23 protein-coding genes and 2 tRNA genes are annotated in these 21,119 nt (G+C 50.0%); 6 read left to right on the top strand and 19 right to left on the bottom strand.

The genetic code is table 11. The features are described 5' to 3' along the window. Window positions 1-321: 321 nt before the first annotated feature. Window positions 322-699: a hypothetical protein gene (locus SPIRS_RS07725; RefSeq protein ID WP_245537730.1), complete on the bottom strand. Its 378-nt coding sequence runs from the start codon at window positions 697-699 to the stop codon at window positions 322-324. Window positions 700-748: 49 nt separating this feature from the next. Between SPIRS_RS07725 and SPIRS_RS22350 the strand changes: the two genes are divergently transcribed. Continuing rightward, window positions 749-973, top strand: a complete 225-nt coding sequence (locus tag SPIRS_RS22350; protein ID WP_148224045.1) for a hypothetical protein — start codon at window positions 749-751, stop codon at window positions 971-973. Window position 974: 1 nt separating this feature from the next. Continuing rightward, window positions 975-1,610 carry an adenylate kinase gene (locus SPIRS_RS07720; protein WP_013254120.1) on the top strand — a complete coding sequence of 212 codons (636 nt, stop codon included), beginning with the start codon at window positions 975-977 and terminating at the stop codon, window positions 1,608-1,610. A 5-nt stretch (window positions 1,611-1,615) separates the two neighbouring features. Here SPIRS_RS07720 and SPIRS_RS07715 read toward each other — a convergent pair whose 3' ends face one another. Together SPIRS_RS07715 and SPIRS_RS07710 are read right to left on the bottom strand one after the other, a co-directional pair. Next, window positions 1,616-2,623, bottom strand: coding sequence for a tetratricopeptide repeat protein (locus SPIRS_RS07715; RefSeq protein WP_245537729.1), 1,008 nt, complete (start codon window positions 2,621-2,623; stop codon window positions 1,616-1,618). After that, the gene (locus SPIRS_RS07710) at window positions 2,616-3,677 is read right to left on the bottom strand and encodes a uracil phosphoribosyltransferase (RefSeq protein ID WP_013254118.1); all 1,062 of its coding nucleotides are present in this window, start codon (window positions 3,675-3,677) and stop codon (window positions 2,616-2,618) included. The genes SPIRS_RS07715 and SPIRS_RS07710 overlap by 8 nt, the downstream gene beginning before the upstream one ends. Before the next feature lie 153 nt (window positions 3,678-3,830). Here SPIRS_RS07710 and SPIRS_RS07705 point away from each other — a divergent pair, with 153 nt between their 5' ends. Next, window positions 3,831-4,295: a hypothetical protein gene (locus SPIRS_RS07705; protein ID WP_013254117.1), complete on the top strand. Its 465-nt coding sequence runs from the start codon at window positions 3,831-3,833 to the stop codon at window positions 4,293-4,295. A 59-nt stretch (window positions 4,296-4,354) separates the two neighbouring features. Beyond that, the gene (locus SPIRS_RS07700) at window positions 4,355-5,248 is read left to right on the top strand and encodes a chemotaxis protein CheW (protein WP_013254116.1); all 894 of its coding nucleotides are present in this window, start codon (window positions 4,355-4,357) and stop codon (window positions 5,246-5,248) included. A 66-nt stretch (window positions 5,249-5,314) separates the two neighbouring features. Here the strand turns inward: SPIRS_RS07700 and SPIRS_RS07695 are convergent, their stop codons facing one another. The 14 genes from SPIRS_RS07695 to SPIRS_RS07630 all read right to left on the bottom strand — a co-directional run bounded on the left by SPIRS_RS07695 (window position 5,315) and on the right by SPIRS_RS07630 (window position 16,919). Continuing rightward, window positions 5,315-5,584 (bottom strand): TIGR04076 family protein, encoded by a 270-nt coding sequence (locus SPIRS_RS07695; RefSeq protein WP_013254115.1) that lies wholly within the window; start codon window positions 5,582-5,584, stop codon window positions 5,315-5,317. Further along, window positions 5,581-7,497, bottom strand: coding sequence for a TRAP transporter permease (locus SPIRS_RS07690; RefSeq protein WP_013254114.1), 1,917 nt, complete (start codon window positions 7,495-7,497; stop codon window positions 5,581-5,583). The genes SPIRS_RS07695 and SPIRS_RS07690 overlap by 4 nt, the downstream gene beginning before the upstream one ends. Before the next feature lie 62 nt (window positions 7,498-7,559). Then, window positions 7,560-8,546, bottom strand: coding sequence for a TAXI family TRAP transporter solute-binding subunit (locus SPIRS_RS07685; protein ID WP_013254113.1), 987 nt, complete (start codon window positions 8,544-8,546; stop codon window positions 7,560-7,562). A 37-nt stretch (window positions 8,547-8,583) separates the two neighbouring features. Further along, window positions 8,584-9,240, bottom strand: a complete 657-nt coding sequence (locus SPIRS_RS07680) for a flavodoxin family protein (protein ID WP_013254112.1) — start codon at window positions 9,238-9,240, stop codon at window positions 8,584-8,586. 278 nt (window positions 9,241-9,518) lie between these two features. Then, window positions 9,519-9,590: transfer RNA gene (locus SPIRS_RS07675), tRNA-Glu, on the bottom strand. 77 nt (window positions 9,591-9,667) lie between these two features. After that, a tRNA-Lys gene (locus SPIRS_RS07670) sits at window positions 9,668-9,740 on the bottom strand. 61 nt (window positions 9,741-9,801) lie between these two features. Further along, window positions 9,802-10,953, bottom strand: a complete 1,152-nt coding sequence (locus SPIRS_RS07665) for a hypothetical protein (protein ID WP_013254111.1) — start codon at window positions 10,951-10,953, stop codon at window positions 9,802-9,804. Between the two features lie 18 nt (window positions 10,954-10,971). Further along, on the bottom strand, window positions 10,972-11,628 hold the full coding sequence (locus SPIRS_RS07660; RefSeq protein ID WP_013254110.1) for a hypothetical protein: 657 nt from the start codon (window positions 11,626-11,628) through the stop codon (window positions 10,972-10,974). Between the two features lie 21 nt (window positions 11,629-11,649). After that, window positions 11,650-12,795 carry a PorV/PorQ family protein gene (locus SPIRS_RS07655; RefSeq protein ID WP_013254109.1) on the bottom strand — a complete coding sequence of 382 codons (1,146 nt, stop codon included), beginning with the start codon at window positions 12,793-12,795 and terminating at the stop codon, window positions 11,650-11,652. A 13-nt stretch (window positions 12,796-12,808) separates the two neighbouring features. Beyond that, complete coding sequence (locus SPIRS_RS07650) at window positions 12,809-13,594, bottom strand: hypothetical protein (protein ID WP_013254108.1); 786 nt, start codon at window positions 13,592-13,594, stop codon at window positions 12,809-12,811. A gap of 131 nt (window positions 13,595-13,725) precedes the next feature. Continuing rightward, on the bottom strand, window positions 13,726-15,087 hold the full coding sequence (gene mtaB, locus SPIRS_RS07645) for a tRNA (N(6)-L-threonylcarbamoyladenosine(37)-C(2))-methylthiotransferase MtaB (protein ID WP_013254107.1): 1,362 nt from the start codon (window positions 15,085-15,087) through the stop codon (window positions 13,726-13,728). Then, a complete protein-coding gene (locus SPIRS_RS07640) occupies window positions 15,087-15,725 on the bottom strand; it encodes a tetratricopeptide repeat protein (protein WP_013254106.1) in 639 nt (212 codons plus the stop codon). The genes mtaB and SPIRS_RS07640 overlap by 1 nt, the downstream gene beginning before the upstream one ends. A gap of 7 nt (window positions 15,726-15,732) precedes the next feature. Continuing rightward, the gene (locus SPIRS_RS07635; RefSeq protein ID WP_013254105.1) at window positions 15,733-16,110 is read right to left on the bottom strand and encodes a bactofilin family protein; all 378 of its coding nucleotides are present in this window, start codon (window positions 16,108-16,110) and stop codon (window positions 15,733-15,735) included. A gap of 53 nt (window positions 16,111-16,163) precedes the next feature. Continuing rightward, on the bottom strand, window positions 16,164-16,919 hold the full coding sequence (locus SPIRS_RS07630; RefSeq protein ID WP_013254104.1) for a prephenate dehydrogenase/arogenate dehydrogenase family protein: 756 nt from the start codon (window positions 16,917-16,919) through the stop codon (window positions 16,164-16,166). Between the two features lie 144 nt (window positions 16,920-17,063). Between SPIRS_RS07630 and pta the strand changes: the two genes are divergently transcribed. Continuing rightward, entirely contained in the window at window positions 17,064-18,059 is a 996-nt protein-coding gene (gene pta / locus SPIRS_RS07625) for a phosphate acetyltransferase (protein WP_013254103.1), read from the top strand. Between the two features lie 164 nt (window positions 18,060-18,223). After that, on the top strand, window positions 18,224-18,811 hold the full coding sequence (locus tag SPIRS_RS07620) for a TetR/AcrR family transcriptional regulator (protein ID WP_013254102.1): 588 nt from the start codon (window positions 18,224-18,226) through the stop codon (window positions 18,809-18,811). A gap of 179 nt (window positions 18,812-18,990) precedes the next feature. Here SPIRS_RS07620 and SPIRS_RS07615 read toward each other — a convergent pair whose 3' ends face one another. Together SPIRS_RS07615 and SPIRS_RS07610 are read right to left on the bottom strand one after the other, a co-directional pair. After that, complete coding sequence (locus tag SPIRS_RS07615; protein WP_013254101.1) at window positions 18,991-20,193, bottom strand: hypothetical protein; 1,203 nt, start codon at window positions 20,191-20,193, stop codon at window positions 18,991-18,993. Window positions 20,194-20,200: 7 nt separating this feature from the next. Then, on the bottom strand, window positions 20,201-21,082 hold the full coding sequence (locus SPIRS_RS07610) for a hypothetical protein (RefSeq protein ID WP_013254100.1): 882 nt from the start codon (window positions 21,080-21,082) through the stop codon (window positions 20,201-20,203). Window positions 21,083-21,119 lie beyond the last annotated feature (37 nt).

Below are 21,119 nucleotides of genomic sequence, written 5' to 3'. Positions count from 1 at the left end.
CCGAAGATGTTGACTTCTTACTTATAAAAAGTCCTTATCCTAACCCGTTTTCGCTCGCGTCGGATACTTTTCTTCCCTTCCCTATTTCCTCTGACAAAGATCCTTTCTCACTCACTAAAGCTCCTCACTCTCATGAGCGTGACGCCAGTTGTACCAAATCTCCTCAACCTTGTCAAGCAGATTTAGACGCTTTTTGCGGTTTATTTTCAACCGGCATTCACCAAGTAAGCTACGGTCGAACCGTTGCTCAATCGGTGAAGCGTATTATATCAACAGAACATTTTGTGTCAACCAATTTTTCAAAACTTGCGAGAAAAAACGTTACTCATCCGCCGAAGCATGCTCTCCGTCGCTTTCGGCATCAAGATGCTGTAAGGCTTCTCGCTTCTCGGCAAGCCGAGTTGACACATCTTCAAGCTCTGCAAGCATATCCCTTAGCTCTATGGTGCGAGAGGAGATCGAACCGCGCCCTTCTTCTACAAGAAGATGAAAAACAGAAGAACCAAGACGGCTGACAAGATCATCATGTCGAGCCTGAAGTTGCCGAATTTCCAATGAAAGGACACTATAATCGCCGATATCCCTGGCTCGTTCTTTGGCCCGATCAAAGAGCCGTTTGGAAGAATCCACTCCGCTCTTTAGCCCCTCTTCAACCTTTTTTTTCCAATCCTTCATATCTAAAAGGTAAGAAGATATCATGGCAAAATCAAGAGACAAACCATGCCACTCTTGTGTATACTGGGTTTTGATGGATGAATCGCACACACCCCTTTATCGTCGCTGCATCAATTGCGGAGCATGGATCGAAGAGGGCTCACGTATTGCCGATAGATTTTGCAGCATCGAATGCTCACTTCGCTATAAGCGTTGTGTAAACTGCGGAGCTTATTATCACGCCGCAGGCGATAAGGGGGAGACGCTCTGTCCGATGTGCGGATATCGTCAGGAACAGAACGAAGAGGGAGGAACATAGTATGAGGCTCATTTTTCTCGGCCCTCCGGGAGCCGGCAAGGGAACCATAGCGGTGAAAGTGAAAGAGGCGTATCAGATTCCCCACATATCAACCGGCGATCTTTTTCGAGAGGCTATTGCCAACCAGACTCCTCTTGGGAAAAAGGTTAAGGCCATTCTCGACAGCGGAGAGTTGGTGCCTGATGAGGTGACGGTGGAGATGGTAAAGGAGCGATTATCTCGTCCGGATGTAAAGGGCGGATATATCCTCGACGGATTTCCCAGAACAACGGGTCAGGCGGATGCGCTCAAGGCCTTTGCATCTGTGGACAAGGTGCTCAACTTCGTGCTGAGTGAAGAGAAGATTGTCGAACGCCTTTCCGGCAGGCGAATAGCCAAGAAATCCGGTAGGGTGTATCACATACAGTATAATCCCCCGGCAAAAGAAGGCATTTGCGACGAAAGCGGAGAGCCCTTGATTCAGCGTCCGGACGATAAACCGGAAGCAATCAAAAATCGACTACGGGTCTATGCAAAACAGACGGCGCCGCTTATCGATTACTACCAAAAAGAGGGAAGTCTCGTTGATATCGATGCATCCCCATCCCCCGAAGAGGTGTTCGAATTGGTACGAAAGGCCCTTTCAAAGCTCTCATAGTAGGATCAGGGAGAGGCTCCTTTTTTCGAGGCATCCAGAACCTGCCGGATTGCATCCGGATCGAGGAGGTCCGGCTCGGAAAGGAGCTTCTCTATTGCAGCATCATCCGTGAACCCGGCCTCAAGGGCGAGGCGAAGCTCTTCAAGCCCTTCCGGATAACGTTCCAGATCAACGAGAAGTATACGTGCAAAATTAAATGTAGCTTCAGCCGTAAGGGTGCCGGCATCGGATAGTTCCTGGTAATACGTGACGGCCTCTCCAGGCTCCCCCTGATCGGCAAGAAGAGCAGCAAGCCGTAGTTTGAGAGCCGATTCATCGTCTTGCTTTTCGGCCTCTTCTGAAGGTTTCGGGCCCGAAGAAGCGGCCCCTGCCCTGCCATCCGCCCCCCCCTTTGTCTCAAGGGCTTTTGTAAGCCAGATAAGCTCATCCCCCGGCATAAAGGCCTCGGAAGCAAGATCGGCAAGCCTGAGGTAAAGCTTACGCTTGCCGAATCCGGCAACCGTCTCATCCTTCCATTCGTCGGCCGACGGTCTGAGGATATCGAAGGCCTCACGATAAGCTCCTCGGCGCTCAAGGAGCAGAGAAAGGTTGAGTGCAACAGGGCCATAGCGCTCATGTTTTTCAAGAAGCTCCCGGTAGAGGCGCTCCGATTCATCATCCCGTCCCTCCAACATGCAGCCGTAGGCAAACAGTTCAGAGACAAGCACATTCTCCGGGTAACGGCGATGGAGGGCTTCGGCCTGGCGCGTACCATATCGAACATCGCCTGCCAGAAAAGCAAGGCGTGATGCTTCATACCGATAGTGCAGGGAATCAGGTTCAAGCTCAAGAGCCGATCGAAAGGCGTCAAAGGCCTCTGCATAGCGACCATCTTCTTCAAGAAGCATCCCGCGTCCGGCCTCGCTTTCCGCCAGTCGACGAGATAGCACGGCATCGCTCATACAGCCGGAAACGAGCAAGAGAAACAGGGCACAAGAAATAAACCGCCGTAGTATCATCCGGCCGTCAGCCAAGCACCGTTTCCTCAATTTCCTGTACCTGGGATCGATAAAGACTGGCGATATTCGCTCCATAGTCGGCAATAAGCTGGATAATATTCCGGGGCCGGTCATCCTCATCAATGCCATTGATCCGGTCTCCTGCATCCCCAAGACCGGGAAGGATATAGGCATCCTCATTGAGAACGGGATCCATCCAGAGAGTATAGACCTCGACATTATCAAGAGCCCGAACAATGCGAAGTGCTCCCTTAAGAGCCGATATTACATTGATACACTTGATAGATCGGGGCTGCACCCCTTGACTGAGAATATATTTCACGATGGTGACGAAACTACCGCCGGTGGCATTCATGGGATCGGCAAACACGAGATCCTTCCCCTGAAGCTCCTCGAGAGAAAAATAGGAACGCTCAAGATCGAGAATATACTCCATGTTGTACTCTTTCTTTGCATCGTCACGTTTAATCTTAAAAAGGGCAAAAGGGGTAACATAATTGGTCGAACTATATTCCTGAATCTCCTTACTGACGATCATCGAAGGAAGCAAGGCGCCACGAAGCATAACACACATGACCGTGTTTTCAATGGCTTCATCGACATCGGGGATTTTGTGAACGGCAAAGTTCTGTACAGGAAGGACGACAGGAGTTTCGGCAATGAGATAATTTTTTTTCGGACTATGCGACTCGACAAACGAGAGATTAAAAAGCATCTCATAGGCACGCTGAATATAGTAAACAAACTCATCGTGAGGGGTATCTACCGTTCGGAGCTTGGCAATCAAACGAGATGCCTCACCATGCACCTCATCGGGAGTGTCGAAGCAATAGACATGGACATGATCCTCCCCCTGGACAATATCCTGCATCTTCTTTCCCATTCGGTCGTATACATCGATAAGGCGTTGTTTTGCATCACTGAGACGGCGCTCATTAGCGGCCTTGTTCAGGACCTCGAAAATTTGCTGAGCCTCATGATAGAGACGATCCATCTCCGATAATTGTTGCTTATCACTGTCCGTGAGATATCCATCCAAATCCGTCGCTTTTAGGACAATCTTACTCATTCTTCTTCTCCTGCTATATATGCAGCACCACTCTACCCCATCTCCGGGACACCGTCAATTCTCGCTTTTTTCCGCTTTTTTTGCCGGCAGATTGACTTTTCAAAATTGGGAGATATACTAGTGAAGGAATAGAATATAAAGGAGTTTTAGTGCATGAAAAAGCGAATCTTTGTGGTCGGCCTACTTCTCTTGTTTACGGCAAGTACAAGTGTTTTCTCCCTCGGAATCGGTGCGGCCTTCGGACTAAACGGAATCGGAGATGAAAACACCGGCGGCAATATTATGCTTAGTGCAAAACTTGACCAGCTTCCTATGGTACTTGGACTTTCATATAACCTTGACGATCCTTTTTCTTTTGGTCTTTATGGCGATTGGCAGATGGTTCGGCAGCCCCTCGTTAATTTTGTAAATATCTATGCAGGTCCCGGTTTCTTCTTCAGCTACACCGATGTTTCCGACGATGCACTCCAGCTCGGACTCAGGATCCCGGTGGCCCTTTACATCTTTCCCGTTGATTTCCTCGAGCTGTTCCTCGAGGTAGCTCCTGCTTTTAGCTTTGTTCCCGAAATCGATCTCGGCTTCCAGTCGGCACTCGGCTTTCGTTTCTGGTTCAACTGATACTAAATCTATTATTGCATCCGTTCCGGCCGTCCGCATTTAGCCTGCGGGCGGTCTTTTTGTTTGGTCTTTTTATTTCCTTTGCCTTTTCTGCCGCCATTCTCTACAATAGTGCTATGAGCGATGAATTCGATCTTTTCGACGATCTTGAAGAAGAGGCAGAGACACCTTACCTGCTCTTTTCCGTGGGAAAAAGACTCTTTGCAGTCGAAGCTCTTCAAACTCGAGAGATGGTTAAGCTTCCTGATACCGTTCCGGTCCCGGAACAGCCGCCGTGGGTACGTGGTATCATGAGCTTGCGGGAAAAAACATATCGGGTCATAGATTTCAGGAAACGGATTGGTATGAAGGGGAGCCGAGAAGAAATCAGTGATCTGGCGGAAGAGCTTGATAAGCGGGAGACAGAGCATAAGCAGTGGCTCAAAGCACTTGAAGAGTCTCTTGCCAATGGGTCAGAGTTTACAGGTGAAGAAGATCCGCACCAATGCGGCTTCGGCCGTTGGTATGACCACTATACATCCGACAACGTGAACGTAACAATCGAATTAAAGAAGTTCGAAACGCCCCATCAGCTTATTCACGAAACGGCACATCAGGTTTTAGCGCTAAAACAAAAAGGCAAAAAAGAAGAAGCGATCACATTGATCAGACAGCGAAGGGAAGGCGAACTTGCAAAGATGATTGAGCTTTTCGAGAGCCTAAAGGAGACGCTTTTTTCAACCTTGAGAGAAATCGCAATCATCATCGATTCAGAGACTCATCCAAGTGCGATTTGCGTAGATACGGTAGTCTCAGTGGAGCCCCTGGAAAAAGAGGACTCGGCAGAATTTGTCTTTGCCCAAGACAAGGCCTCTTCCCTGAGCAGAAATGCGGTGATAGGCAAAAGGCGCGGCGGAGAAGAACTGGTTCTTATCCTTGATCCCGAATGGATTCTCAACGAAACAGAAGAATAGAAGCCGAAACGAAAAATGGTGACCGGACCTTCCAATAGGAAAATCCGGCCACGCATGCCGAAAATACTACACCCGTTCGATCCGTGCCACGACCCGCGCTTCTGGATCGGGGCATGCGACAAGCGCAACGCCGTCCTGTTCCCAGCGCAAACTTCCGCCGGCGGCAAATGCCATACAGGTTGGGAAGGCGACAAAAAAGAGTTCCGGACAAAAACCATCGCTGTTCTCCAATTTCATGCAGCCATGGTCCCTTATGATGAACGAGTCACCTTTCTTTAGGCCCGCCGAACAGTGGCCAAAGATAGATTCAACCGTCACTTGTACCGAATGCCTCATGCGGCCACAGCCTCCTTTCTCTTTGATTTACGAAAAAGATACGCAGCAATGAATAGACACACTGCAAGACTGATGACATTTACCAGAATGAGGTGGCTTAATAAGCCGAGACCACCCACTAATAAGAGTATCTGGGCAATCCGATCGAGTTTCATAAAAAGGAAACGACTGAAACCGGCAGAGAGAAACAGTACGCCCAAAAAGGCGGAACCGACAGAAAGAACGATCGAAAGCGGAGTGCCTATTGCCATAAGAGCGGGGTTGTAGACAAAGGCAAAGGGAACAAGAAAGGCTACGATAGCCAAGCGACAGGCGGTCAAGGCCGTTTTATTATGATCCGCACCGGCGATCCCTGCAGCGCCGTAGGCAGCCAGGGCAACGGGAGGAGTTAGCGCAGATGCAATACCGTAGTAGTAGACGAAAAAGTGTGCAGGCAGTACCGCAACCCCCATATCAAGCAGTGCGGGTACCGTCAGGGCCGATACAATGACATAAACGGCAGCAGCAGTCATCCCCATGCCGAGAATGATGGAACTGATCATTGTCAGCACCAATACGATAAATAGGTTGTTCCTTGAAACGGCGAGGATCATCGAGCTGAATTTGATTCCGAGTCCCGTCCCGGTAATAACGCCGACCACTATTCCGGCAACGGCACAGGCAACGGAGACCATGACAGTATTCTTCGCGCCCTCTTCCATTGCAGCCAGGATATCCCAAATCCCCATTCTGGTCTCTTTACGAATAAAGCTCAAAAGAACCATGGCAACGATTCCGACACTGGCGGCAAGCATCGGGCTATAGCCCATAATCAGCATGGCAGCCAAAACAATAATCGGCAGCAGATAATACCAGCCCTTTTTCAGAACCTCTCTTTTGGACGGAATATCTTCATCACGCATGGGTCCAAGACCGAGTCGTTTGGCCTCAAAATGGACCATTGCCAACACAGCGGAAAAGTAAAGAAAAGCGGGGAATATCCCCACCAACATGATCTTTGAATAGGGCGTATTGGTAAACTCCGCGATAAGGAATGCAACGCTTGCCATAATCGGTGGCGTAATCATACCACCGTTGCTTGCAGCCGCCTCTATCGCAGCCGCGAAATGAGGCTTATATCCCACACGTTTCATGAGGGGGATGGTGATACTACCGGTAGCAACGGCATTTCCCACACCGCTTCCGTTGATTGTGGCCATCATGGCACTGGCAACCACGGCAGCCTTTGCAGGGCCTCCCCACATTTTCCCCGTCAAGCCGAATGCAAGATCAATAAAGAAATTTCCCGCACCACTTTTATTGAGGAAGGCCGCAAAAAGAATAAACATGATGACATATTCCGCAGCAACCTTTATCGGAATACCCAATATGCCTTTCGTTTGGTTGTAAATAAAATCGACAAAGCGGCTTATACTCATTCCCCGGTGATAAAGCGACGAAGGGAAAAGATAGCCGAAGAAGGCATAAAAAAGAAAACAGACGGCGATGATCGTCACCGCCCATCCCAGCTTTCTTTTGCTTGCCATCAACGTCACCAAAACCAACAAAATGCCGATAACGATATCGCCGTGGTTCGGCCTGCCCATTCTCAGAATAATGTGTTCATAATCGAGAAATGAATAAAGCGCGATCACTGCCACCAGAATGATGAAAATAGCAGAGATTACCTTTTTTACCTTTCCCGCCTGAGGCATATTCAGATCGGTCAAAAACGCAATCATTAAGATACAGACAAGATGTATCATTCGGTGAAGCCAGCTTTCGAGTAGACCCGTAAAGCCGGTATAAAGGCTAAAGCCGCTCAGGGCCAAGGCAAAAAGACAAAGCAGGGCCTCTCCGACCCTTATATTTCGGATTCCACCCGAGCGGAGCTTTTCGACTATTGTATTGCCAGAACTTAGCTCTTCAGTCATTGTTGTGTCCTTCTAAACAGCAATTCCGGTCCGCCTGAACAACGGATCGGAATTGCAGGTTTTTACTGGATGAGTCCGATTTCTTTGTAATATCGTCTGGCTCCGGGATGGAGGATACTCTGATCGATCCCCAAGAGAGCATCATCTCCGATCTCGATACCTTCAATCTGATTAAGCTTGTCCTTGTTTTCAAGGATCGCCTTTGTAAGCTGATATACAAGCTCCTCAGGGAGATCATTGTTGGCAAAAAAGACCGAAGTATGGCCGATGGTCAAAGCGTCGCTATCCTGACCCCTGTAGGTTCCTGCCTTGATCGTGCCTTTGAAATAGCCGAGATTCTCTGCAAGAAATTGATTCAGCTTTTCCTCACTCAGCCCTATGATCCTTGCCTTATTGGTCGCATCGATCTCCATAACGTTGGAATTCGGTACGGCCCCTTTGAAGGCTGCCATATCCGCATGACCGTCCTTGAGCAGGCTTGGAGCCTCCCCCCAACTGACAAAGCTCACCGATCCACCATGTGCCTTGATTGAATCATACGAAAAACCGTATAGATCGCAAACCGCTCCGGTCAGGGCTTCAATCCCCCAGCCCTTTGGCCCCGGAAGAATCCGCTTGTCACCAAGCTGGCCGAATTCGGTAATGCCACTATCAGCAAGAACGGTAAACTGAACATAGTCAACGGCAAAGTTCATGATAGCCGAAATATTATCTATTCCGTCCTCGGCAAAGACCCCTTTTGCATCAAGAGCATCTATAACATTCGGAAGACTAGCCATACCAACATCCAGGTCACGGCCTTCATTCGTGAGCCGAACATTACTGATTGCTCCCCCCTCAATAACCGAAACAGAGACATCGGGCATTTCCGCTTTCAGGATTTCGCTGATCTGGGCAGCCAACAGATACCACGAACCGCCTGCGCCTCCGGCCCCAATGATGATGTTTCTCCGCCCACCGTCTTTCTGCCCGGAAGCAAAAAGTGGAAAGCCTGCAAGTAGTGCACATAGTACAATACCCACCAAAATCTTGTTTTTTCTGGATTTCATATCCTTAACTCCTTTTAGTAGTTGTTTTCTCGGTCCTCTAGAACATGTATTTGCTCATTTGCACCTCCCCTTCACCGACCAATGATTTTCCGGCGGCAATAAGCAGAGTCCAGTAGGCAAGACGTCGACCTAGAGATCGCAACGAATTTCCCGCCTCTTCATCAAAAGAAAGGACATCCTTTCCCTTATCACCACTCCAAACCATCGCCCCGGAATAAAAGCCCGGCTCTCCGCCGATATACACAATTCCACGTGTTAAGCAGGCATGAACGATATTGCTGATCGCAAGCTCCTGCCCGCCGTTGCGTCTGCCTCCCACGGCAATGGCGGTAGCAAGCTTGTTTCGGAGCTTGCCTCCGTCTCGATCATGCAGTGCCCGCATACGGCTAAAAAATGCCGACAGCTGCGGAGTCATATTCATCGCATATACCGGAGAAGCAAAGATAAAAGAATCTGCTTCAACCAAAGACTCGTATAACGGCGTCATGTCGTCATCTACGACACAACGCCCTCCGTTTCGCTTGCAAGCGTTGCAGTGATTGCAGGGGGCTATTTTTTTTCCCTTAAAAGAGACAAGTTCAACATTCAACTCATCGGCGCAAAGCGTTTGTGCCCCTTCCAGGGCAACCTGCAGGCTCTCATAGGTCGCAGCCTTTCTGGGACTTCCTGCTATTCCCAAAATCTTCTTCTGCATAACAAAAACCCTTACGATTAGTTTTGGTTATAATACAATAGGTCTGATGAGCTGTCAACCTGACCTTAACAAAAGGTAGTGTTCTGAAAATTGGTGGTATATGGCGTATAATTCCTTTACCGCTTTTAAGTTGCGAGTTCTGATTTTGAAGTGAGCAGTTACTAGGAAAAATAAAAGGAAAATTCCAGTAGAAAAGTCTGTCGATCACCAGGATTCGAAACACTACACAAGAGCCCAATAAAAAAGGCCGTCCGGTTTTTACCGAACGGCCTTTAAGGCATCTCCTGGGGGAGTTGAACCCCCGTTGCCGGGATGAAAACCCGGTGTCCTAACCACTAGACGAAGGAGACACGATGTAGAGTGGATATTATCCACCGGAAAACCTTCTGTCAAGATGGCTCAAGCATATCCTAAGAACCCTCTTTTCTGAGCCGCACAGGGTTCGAACCTGTGACCCACGCCTTAAAAGGGCGTTGCTCTACCTACTGAGCTAGCGGCCCAATTGCTTGTGCGGTGGCACTATACCAGTGGTCAAAAAAAATGTCAACCTGCTTTCGATTTTTAATAACGAAACTCAAAGCCCAGCTGCAGATTGTACACAGGGCTCATTCCAGGCTCGGTCGACCGCTCGGTTCCAAACATCGAGGCATTTAAGGTAAACCACTTGAGGTTGACGCCTATTCCGGCAGCAGGCAGCCCCTCGGAAAAACCAAGTCGAATAGCAAGGATTCGGAGCATGGTCAGCTCCGCCCCCAAGCTTACGTGGAGAACAGGGTTGACCGCCAGCGTCGGATACAACCAAAAATCCAGTATATCAGCATAATCAAGATAGAAATTAACTGTGCTTATAAAAAGATTTTTTTCCGATAGATCGAGGAGATAGCGTGTACCTATGTTCAAAGTGAAGGGAACCACCCCATACTCCTGCGAGAGCTCTGCATCACCATCCAGAAAGGCCTGAAAACTTTCATAGTTTTTTTTACTTGTCGGTGTATACACGTCCTTTCCCGTAAGGCCGACGAACAAACGCTCTTGCCAACTATAGAGCAACCCAAGATCCATACCGATTAGGTTGATAAAAGCAAATGGCTCGTCGTCGGTAAACTGTGAGGCATCAAAATCCTGAATATCGACAGCGGTGACCTCTGCCTCCAACTCTCCGCGAAAGCCCCCCTTGAGCAGGACACCTCCGTCGAGTCTGTGCCCCTCCGGCATAATATTGATAAGGAAGGAATAGCCGCCTACAAGAAGCAGGTCTTGCCGAACCCTGGCGGTTGCAGCCAACGGAGTATAACTGGACAAAAGCACATCCGAGGTCCCGATAATACCGAGCCCAAGGCCGTTTCCGACATACCCGAAAGAAAGAGGTCCGCTGAGCCCAAGGCCTGCGTAGATGCCGGTCAAAAGATCACCGATCGAGGTAAGATCGGTATCCCCGTCGACAATGGCATCGGCTATGGAGAAGATAGGGCCCTTCAAACCAAGGGTAATCTCACCCCACGAAAACTCTTCACCACTTTCAAAAAAGCCGGCGGGATTCGTATAGAGGGTGGTAAAACCGTCGGCATAGGCGGCATGGATGCCTCCCATCCCCGTTAAACGGGAAGAGAGGCCGACCATCGGATCCTCATAATAATCGGAGGCATAGAGCAACGACGAAAGGGGGAAAAACAAAAGGTGAAGGAACAGCATAAGTAGCGTGATGTTCCGCATTGCGTCGTCTCCTTACATTTAGGGATTAAGCATATCGAGCAGAGAGTCGATATCGTCGATATCCATGGATGCCTGACTAAGAAAGTAGGCGGCATTTTCAGCATCACTTTGAGAGGCGCTGTAGGAGGATGGGGTGGAAGGCAATGTATCAATAGTATCAATAACGTCCTCCAAGTCGCTCTGAGTACCTCCTCCAGTAATAGCCTCAGAAAGGACAAGTGATGCGGCGGCCAAAAGGTAATCGGTATCGGAGATATCCGCACCTCCTTCTTCGGCGGCGGCAAGGCTCGACCCTGCGGCCTGGAGGTAGGTTTGGTCGAGATCATCGAGGATATCGCCGGCATCGATATCTGCTTCATCGATACCGGCATCAAGTTCATCAACGATGTTTTCTACCGCTTCGTTAAGGCCTGAAGCTCCAAGAGCAACCTGGCTTGCAAGAAGCTGGACATCGGGATCACTATTGTCCGCTATGGCGTCGTAGGCCTTCTGAAGGGTCTCTGCATCGCCGCTGGAAAGAGCCTTCTGGGCATATGCAACCTGCTGATCATCCGAAAGATGGGAAGGATCTCTGGCAGCCCAGGAAAGGAGACTGTACGTGAACATTTGTTCACAACCGGCCAGTAACAGGGTAAGAGCCACAATATAAAGCAATGTCCATAAACGGCGATTCATACGAGCCTCCGTGACTTCGTATCAGAAACGAATGGCAGCCTCCAGGGAGAAGCCCTCGTTCGGCCGCGACCCCGCATAATTACCCATTTCTCTTGTAAAATAGGCAAGATTGACATCGAGAAACAGCAGCTTCATACCAAACCCTGCGGTGAAGTAGCCCTGGTTGATTCCGCCCCTTAGTTTCAGGAATTTCAGTACCTTAACCTCGGTACCGGCATGGATTTTGGTCCAGCCGCTGGGATCAGACTCCTGGTAATAGGTATTGCGGTATTCCATATGAAAGATCGGATCAAGAAGCCAGGCAAGAGAGCCCAAATCGGGATGATACGACAGACCGTAGGCAATGGTCATGGGAATGGTAAAGGTATCACCGTCAACCGACGAGGCCCCGGAATCATCGAAGGTAAGAATCGCGGAAAAGTCTCCTGTGTCGTCCAGAGAATAATCCATCTCCGTGCCGCCGATATCCCTGACCGAAAGGCCAAGATTAAAGGGACCCAGCTCGGCTATGATTCCGGCATCCACGGCAAGCCCACTTCCGTAATAGACGGGAAAGGCGACATCCTCATCGCCGTTGGCAGCCTCGAAAAAATCGACGATCGCAACATCCTGAGCCTCCGCCCTGAGCATGTAGCGAAGATCCCCCCCGATATAGAGGGTGGAAAAGCCGATCTCGATGGGGACCGCGTATCCTGCGATCGCCGCCCAGGTGTAGGACGCATCGATCTCCGTTGCCATGGCATAGTCGCCGCGACCGTAGAAATCGAATCCGCCGACAAGCCCCAGCCCAAGGCCCTTCCCCACGATACCGATGCCCGTTGAGACGTTGCCGCCGATGCCGTTGTCGGTAATGAGATCACTGAGAAGAGAAATACCGTCTTCGGGATGATCACCCACAAGCTCACCAAGATTGTCGATATCTCCTTCCGAGGGAACAAAATAAGGGGTCACCGATGCCGAGAGAAGGGTGAAAGAGCCACCCTTTCGCGCAAAACCGGCAGGGTTGGTAAAAAGCGCGTTATAACCGTGGGCCACAGCCGTAAACGAGCCGCCCTGACCCAAAACCTCCGCGGTAACAGGCGAAAATACGGGACTATCGAAGTCGTGGGCGAACAGGGAGGCTGAAAAAGCCGCCAAAACGGCACATATAAGTAGTATTCGTTTCATTCACGTACCTCCTTTAGAACGTAGTATCCAATCTCGCCCAGGAAATGATGTTGGAAAGGCTACTAATATTCTCAGAGCCCTCATCCAACTCATCAAAAGGGTCATATCCATCGGAAAACTGAACACTCGGATCCGTCGGATCCTGCACGAGGGTCCAGAGATTCTCTACACTTCCCAGATTATCGACTGCAGTACTCACCACGATGGCGACGATGGCCATCTGGGCGATTCCGCCTGCGTCCCCGTCGCTGAGGCCGATATCACCGGGATCATCAGTATCGGATAAACCACTACCAAGAGCATTGAAGGCATCCGCAGCGGCAAGCAAATCATTGATTGCCTCGGTAAATGCCGTTTTGTCGTTCTTCAGATCGCTGGGAACAAAGGTGGCGATCAGGTCTTCAGGGTCATCGGGGTCGTCATCGGTCAGCTCACTGATGATGTCCGGAAGGCTGTTGACAAGCTCCTTGGCGTCATCGTTGCTTTCGATCATTACCTTACCGGCCGCAGCAGCCGCTGCCTGTTTTTTGGGAGTATCCGCATCCGCAGTGCCGCCGTCTGTTGCATAGTCAAGTAAATTGTCATAGGCCGTCTGAGCCTCGGATGAACTCAGAGACTCGGAGATCTCACCGTCGAAAATATCCTCACTATAGGACATGACGTTGGAATCGGTAATGGTCACATCCGCATCGAAATCCGGGCCTTTCTCAAGCCCTGCATCCATAAAGAGATTTCCACTGCAGCTGCCGAGCAGGATGAGCGACAAGGCAACAATAAAGAACGGGAGCCTTTTTTCCATAGGTTCCTCCTTTTTGATGGCAGTTATTGTTCAAATTTTGTTTTACATAGTTTACAAAAACTTACATAACAAAGTGTAGCACCTGGAATTCCAAAAAACAATACCAAAATGACAAAAAAAGCTTTTTAGAGTTATTTGATTTCCTGAATAAATGTTGCCCTCAACGATTCCGAATCAGGCTCATAGTCGAGAAGCACACGACAGAGATCGCCCCGTTTTTCGGATGGAGGAATGGCATCGCAGGGAAGGTGAAGATAGCGGTCGGTCAGCACCAGAGCCTGACCATTCTCGGGCAGCCGTTCAATGACGGCCTCTTCCTGGCTTCCTGCCCGTCTGGCAACAAAAGATGCATGAAGTTGGGAAGAAAGTCGGCCGATTTCCACCATCCTCTCGGCGGCAATTCGCTCGGGGACCCTCCCCCGGGCCGTATAGAGGGGTGTTCCCGGACGGGGGCTAAAGGGAAAGGCGTGGATGTGGGCGAATCCGCAGCGTTCGACAAGAGAAAGGGTTGCCTCAAAGTCGGCATCGCTCTCTCCGGGAAGACCGACGATAATGTCGGCAGCAAGGAATGGGTCTTCTTTGGCTTTTCGAAGCAGCGCTACGGCGCGCAGAACATCGTCTGCGGTGTAGTGCCTTCCCACGGAAGCGAGAACGGTATCGGATCCGCTTTGAACGGGAAGATGGAAGTGGGGGCGTACCCTGGGAGAAGACGCGGCTGAGGCAAGCTTCTCATCAATGGCATCGGGTTCGGTACTGGAGAGACGGATGCGATAAGCACGGGAATCAGATGTCATGAGGGCAAGAAGATCGGCAAAGCGGAGATCCCCCTCCTGCCAAGCAGTAAGATTAACACCGGTTAGTACAATTTCGCCGAAGCCCTCGTCTGCGAGGGCTGCTGCACGCCGCAGGACCTCGGAAGAAGCAAGCGAAACCGAGGGCCCCCGGGCGAGACGTACCCGACAATAGGTACATGCATTGTCGCAGCCATCCTGGATTTTGAGAAAGCCCCTGCTCCGTCCCGATTTTTCGGCCCCGGAGATCTCAAAGCGGAAGCGATCGGAAGCCGAAGGGTCGCCGGCGAATGCCGCAGCACTTTTTTCCCGGGCAAAGCTTTGCACCGCATCCAGAAGGGTATAGCCGCCGGCGGCACTTTCAAGGAATTCTGGCAAATCAAGGATCGAGGCCTTCGCAGAGAGGGGCAGCACAACCACATTCTCGCCAAGGGCGGCAACCTGATCGGGATCCATCTGGGCATAGCAGCCGGTGACAAGAACCACCGACAAGGGATTATTTCTGGCAAAGGAGCGTATCATTCTCCGGGCCTTCTGTTCGGCCTTACTGGTAACGGTACAGCTATTCACCACAAAGACTTCGGCCTTTCCTTTTGCGGAAGGAGGGACTAAAGAAAAACCCCGGCGTCCGAAGGCGGTCGCCAGGGCCTCACTCTCACTCTGATTGAGTTTACAGCCGAGGGTAAAGAAAGAGACCCGCATCAACCCCTCAACTTTGTTTCCACCCGCTCTTTTCCACGGACAGCATCGGAAAGTCGTGAGTTTAAGTCGAGGGCCTTGTTGTATGCAGCAAGCGCATAACGGTAGTCTTCGGCCATCTCCCGTGCATAACCAAGCCGTGCCCACCATCTCGCCACCGAATCGGTGTGATACACCGCGGTGGTAAGGGCGATATCGGCATGGTTGTATTCACCCATCCGTATGAAAATCTCCCCCATAAGATAATAAACGGAATCGATCCGCATACCTGTGGGAGCAATTGTCACATACTCTTCGAACCATTTCAAAGCGTCGAGGTTGTTTCCCTTGTAGTAATACCCCTCGCCCATCACCTCGACCATGCGGGCATCGTAGCGGCTGACCTGCATTCCCTTTCTGGCCCACTCGAGGGCCTCGTCGTACTTACCGCTTCGAAGAAGACTCCAGCAGAGTACCGAATAGGAATCCATATTTTCCGGAGTCGCTTCGAGCTCCTGCTTACAGACCTCGACCGCCTGGTCATAGCTTCCGTCACGATAGAGCTTTAGTGCATCGGGACGTTCCTGAGCCGAGGAAAACTCCACAGCCGCAACCATCAAGAGCGGAATAAAGAGTAATCGTATCCCTCTTTTGCTTATCATTACCACCCTACTCCTTCGCTTCGGAGCGTTCCGGCGGAGCCTCCATACGGCAAATTCCGTTAAAACGGCAACCGCTTTCCATGATAACGTCCGGTGCGGTGATATCACCATCCACCATGGCTGTGGAAAAAAGCTCAACCTTGGTGTGGGCAAACACATCACCCTTTACATAGCCTTTGACAGAGACAATATTGGCCTCTACCCTGGCCTCCACATAAGCCTTCTCATCGATATAGAGATCTCCGGTAGCGGCGATCTCGCCCTTCAGACGCCCCTTGATCATAAGGCTGTCCGGAAAACTTAAGGTACCGGAAAAATCAATATCCTCAGCAAGAATAGTTACAATATCATTTTCATCGATGTCTCTGATATAGACGTCGGACATCAGCATACTCCTCGAAATAATACACCTATCCTATAGGCGGCCCTGCGGGGCTGTCAAGGGCGATCCGGCGGTAAATCGGCCTGAGCGAAAAGCGTCATGATCTGCTCGAGAGCACTGGTCAACTCCATTCGCATGCCATGAGTGTAGGGGTTGTAACGTTGCAGATCAATAAAAAGCTGCAGAGGGTCGTTGCAGGTCTGTTCACGCACCTGCAAAAGTCTTTTATAGCCGCTGGTCGCTATCTCGCTTTCATGAAGATCCAACTCACCAAGTATTCTCCCGACAACATGGGTAATACCTTGGGTATAAGCCGCTTCCTTGTCATGCCGATCGGCAGTGATTTCAATAACACGAAGTCCCATCTTCGAAAAATGATGCCTCCAAAAATCGACTTTTCCCTCATCGTCGCGGCCGGGGCAAAGAACCATGGGAAGGCCGTCCATTCCTTCAGATGCGGAGTCGGGGCCGAACATGGGATGGGAACCTGCAAAAGTACAGCCTTGAGGCAGGAGCCGCTCCATAGTCCGCACGGGTTCGACTTTCACGGAACAGGTATCGAAGACAAGGGTATGTTTCCCGATTTTGGCAGCCGTACGAGATAAGACCTCTTCAAAAGAGCTTATGGCCACGCAATAAAAAAGGGTATTACAGGAAAGCACCTCGGTTTCTGACCCCGAAACGACACCTTCGGGAAGAGCACGTTTACTTCTGTTGTATCCAATGACCTTCAAGCCGCTTGCGGCAAGGCTTTTTGCCCAAAAAGAACCGAAACGACCCAGGCCATATATGCCTACGGTGTGTTCTACCATACCAGGCATACTACTCAGTTGAATCGTATCGCACAAGCGGCAGAAGGAAAAACCAAGAAGGAAAACAGGCTGTTCACCTCGTTGTATCTTTGGTATGATAATGGTCGTATCAGAAGATCAATCATTGCAAGGAGCAAAAATAATATGACGTTTGCCGAAAAGATGAAGGAAAAAGCAAAGAGCATGAAAAAAAGCCTGGTTCTCCCCGAGGGGACCGAGGCAAGGACTCTTAAGGCGGCGGGAGAGATTCTCAAAAAGGGCATTGCTTCCGCAGTAACGGTATTGGGCAAGGAAGCAGAGGTAACAAAAGCGGCACAACATGCAGGGGCCGATCTCTCCGGGGTCACGATTCTCGACCCATCAAGCTCTTCTTATTTTGATGACTTTTCCGCAGAACTTTTTCAACTGCGCAAGCATAAAGGCATGACTGAAGAAGAGGCGAAAAAGCAGATCCTTTTGCCGCTTAACTGGGGCGCAATGATGGTTCGCAAAGGAAATGCGGATGCCATGGTTGCAGGTGCGGAAAACTCCACAGGGAATGTACTGCGATCGGCCTTTACCATCATAAAAACAAAGCCGGGAGTCACATACGCCAGCAGCTGTTTCGTCATGGCGATGCAGGACAAGAGCTGGGGTGTCGATGGTAATCTGATTTTTGCCGACTGTGCAACAATTCCCGATCCTACTGCGGAACAACTGGCGGAGATTGCCATTGCCAGTAGTGAAAGTTGCCGAACATTCCTGGATGCCGAACCGGTGGTAGCATTGCTGAGTTTCTCGACCAAGGGGTCGGCAGAACATCCCAACGTCGACAAGGTTCGAGAAGCGCTGAAGATTGTTAAAGAAAAATGCCCCGATCTGAATATCGATGGTGAATTACAGGCGGATGCGGCATTGGTGCAGTCGGTTGCAGAGAAAAAGGCCCCAGGATCCAAGGTCGCAGGGAAAGCAAATGTCTTGGTTTTTCCCGATCTTCAGGCGGGAAATATCGGTTACAAACTGGTACAGCGTTTGGCAGGAGCCGAAGCATTCGGTCCCGCACTTCAGGGCTTTGCGAAGCCGGTTAGCGATCTCTCAAGAGGATGCAGTGTGGAGGATATTGTCACCACCAGCGCTATTACCCTGGCTCAGGCAAAATGAGGGAGGAGACCGGCGAACGGAGACTCGTTCACAATCGGGCTTCACTGCTCAGGATCTTGGTTCGCCATGTATTTATCTTTAGGTGTATGCTTACGGTCCGCTTTCGAGCGGCGTAAGCAATGGCGTCATTGCCCAATAGAGAGTTTAGACGGGATAACTACACAATGAAAAAATCTTTTTCCAAAAGACAGCGACAGATCATCGAAGTTACCATGAACCTGATTCATGAGCAGGGCCTGGTTGCCGCAACAACACGGAATATTGCTGCAAAGCTCCAGATCAAAGAGCCGAGCCTCTACCGGCACTTTGCCAATAAGAAGGCAATTTTCGAAGGAATGTGCGACGTAGTGGAAGAGTATTATCATGACTTTTCGGATCAAATCGAGACAATCCAGGGATCGCCGCTGGATATCATCGGAAGCGCTTTTATCCTTCGAAGTAAGGTGTTCAGCGAGTATCCTCATTTGGGCTTTCTGATTACAAACAGCGAACTGGTTTTTCAAGCCTATGAGGATCTGAGAAAACGCGTTGGGGAACTTAGAAAAAACGATTACACAGGAATCATAAAAACAATAGAAGAGGGACAGAGCCAGGGAATCATCAGGAAAGATCTGGAGACGGAGAATATTGCGGCCATGATAGGAGGATCGTTTATTGTCGCCTCCCGCCGCAACACAATCGATTATTCACCCTCTCCATTGAAGCGCTATAAGTCGGTATGGCAAGACCTACGAATGACGCTTGCTGCATAATAATAGCATTACGGAAAGATCGGTGATCACTTCTTTTTCATAGGCGCAATTAATATAGAAACAAAAAGGATTGAGCCCTGTGCAATACAGGATTCAATCCTTACAATAAGTAATAGGCCGTCCAGCTTTTGGGGTTCACCTCAAAAGCTGGACAGTCTTTTTTTTGTTCTTATACGCTCCTAAGGATTGAGCTTTTGAAGAGCAGCCTTTGCCTCTCTTCTCACGGACCCTTCCCAAAATTCCGAAACAGTTACCATGGTAAGAGCCTCAAATCCGGCGGAACTGCCGGTTGATCCCAAGGCCTGGATGGTTGCCTTGGCAATCCGAAGAGAATCGCTTGCCCCATATTGCCGTCGCTCGGTTTGGTAACTGAGAAAAAAGGCAAGAGCCTTAGCAACCTCATCATCCTGAAAGCCGCCCATCGCATCGAGAAGAGTAAGCATCGTATCTTCTTCGTAGATTCTATTGGTCTGATAGCCGATGAGCATTGACTGCATAGGCTCGACCGCAGCGGGTTCTTTCGTCTGAAGCGCTCCGATGGCACGAAGTGCCGACAGCCTGAGGCTTTTGAGCTCCCGTTTCTCTATTCCATCCTTTGCCGTATAGCGAAGCCCTTCCTGCAAAGCAAAAGTCGCCAATGAGGCCTTCGCCTCATCAGGAGCCTGAGAAGCAAGCCCAGCATCAAGGGCAGCCGTTTTTACCGAATACCGTTCGTTATTTTCCATGATGGAATGCAGCTGTTGTGTGGGGTCTTCCACAATGACCGACAAAGCCTGCTTTGCACGTTCTTTCACACCGCTGAGGGATGAATACCAGCCCATGGATGCAAAAAAGATGGGCTCGTATCCCTCTTCTGCCTTCAAACGCTCCAAGGCGAGTACAAGTGCATAGGCAAAGACCTCATTCGCCCGCTGATTCTCAATCTCATCATAATTAAAATTGAGGTTGCGCAACATGGTTGCCATCTGCCCGGCATACTGGCGTGCACCCATCTTCCCAAGCGCAATAACCGCTTCCCCTTTGAGAAAAGGATCATCGACGGCCTCAACGACCTCCCAGGTGTAGGTTGCGGCTTGGGATGCCTTAAGGCGGCCGAGCTCTTTTACAATCATCTTGATTAGCTCATAGGTTTGCGTCTGTTCCGTGGTCGACCTTTGATTGTTGAGGTTTCTAACCTGCTCATCCAGGGCCGAAGTGAGAACGGGAATCATGTCTCGATCGTGCTGTTCCACGATGCTTTGCATGATTGCCAACTTATGGTCGACCGTCGATGCTCGTCCGTACAGACGTCCCCACACCGCGGTAACTTCGTTCGCACTCAGCGGCAAGACGGCCGTCAGAACAAACAAAACAGCTAATCCTCGAAAAACTTTGACGTTCATTCCTACTTTACTCCTCTCCGACTGTCCTGGTTACGCTTCTTGCAATATATGTTTTCGTGATCCGTTCCAAGACATTATCGGATGCATCCAGATAGGTAATCTCAACAGGCATTCCCTCTTCGTTGTTCCGATAAAGGGTTTTCCGGATTACGGTGCCGTTTTTTCTATGTTCGATCTCCTCTACCAAAAGAGCGTTTTCATATCGGTAGCTTGTATATGATTCAAGCTTTTTATTCTGATCATACTGAGAACGTTTTACAAGAAGACCATTCTCATATTCACTTTCGAATAGCTCTTCAAGACCACCTGCAGGATTGTAATTCTCGGTGCTGCTGAGTCTGCCGCCTTCATAGTGAAAGAGTGTATAGGCAAGCAGTGCACCGCTACCGTTGTAGACCTCCCACCGTATTTTTCTTCCTTCCGCATCGTAATCCCAGTGGAGACGAGTCTGCAGCTCGTCGTTTTGATCGAAGAGTCGGTCCTCGACGAGGAGAGAGTTGCCATACTCATAACGGTGAGTTGAAGTCGCCTCCCCTGCACCATTTTCGGTTCGTTCAGAGAGCAGCAAACCCTCTTTCCATTCATAGATTGTACGTTCCTGAAGCTTCTGCTCCGCATCATAGAGCTGGGACTCAAGCTTATTGGTCGTTGCTTCATCGTACCTATTCACCCGCCGTTCATCGGCCACCCCATCGGCAAACCAAGATTGTTCCTCGCTTACCAAGTAGACCGTTTCGATAACAACGACAGGTTTTTGGGCTTTCTCTTCTTTTATTGGCTCAGGTTGTGCAACGTCAGCCTCAGGAGCGGTTGCACATGATGCAAACCACATGACAAACATTATGGCCGCCGAACCAAAAACAAGCTGCCGAATTGATCTTCTTTTCATTCCTACGTTCCTCCGCGTAAACTTAGAATTACCTTTC

The sequence above is a fragment of the Sediminispirochaeta smaragdinae DSM 11293 genome (assembly GCF_000143985.1).
GTDB classification, from domain to species: Bacteria; Spirochaetota; Spirochaetia; order DSM-16054; family Sediminispirochaetaceae; genus Sediminispirochaeta; species Sediminispirochaeta smaragdinae.
The sequence above is the reverse complement of the archived record's forward strand: the minus strand, read 5'-3'. Positions and strand labels throughout refer to the sequence as shown.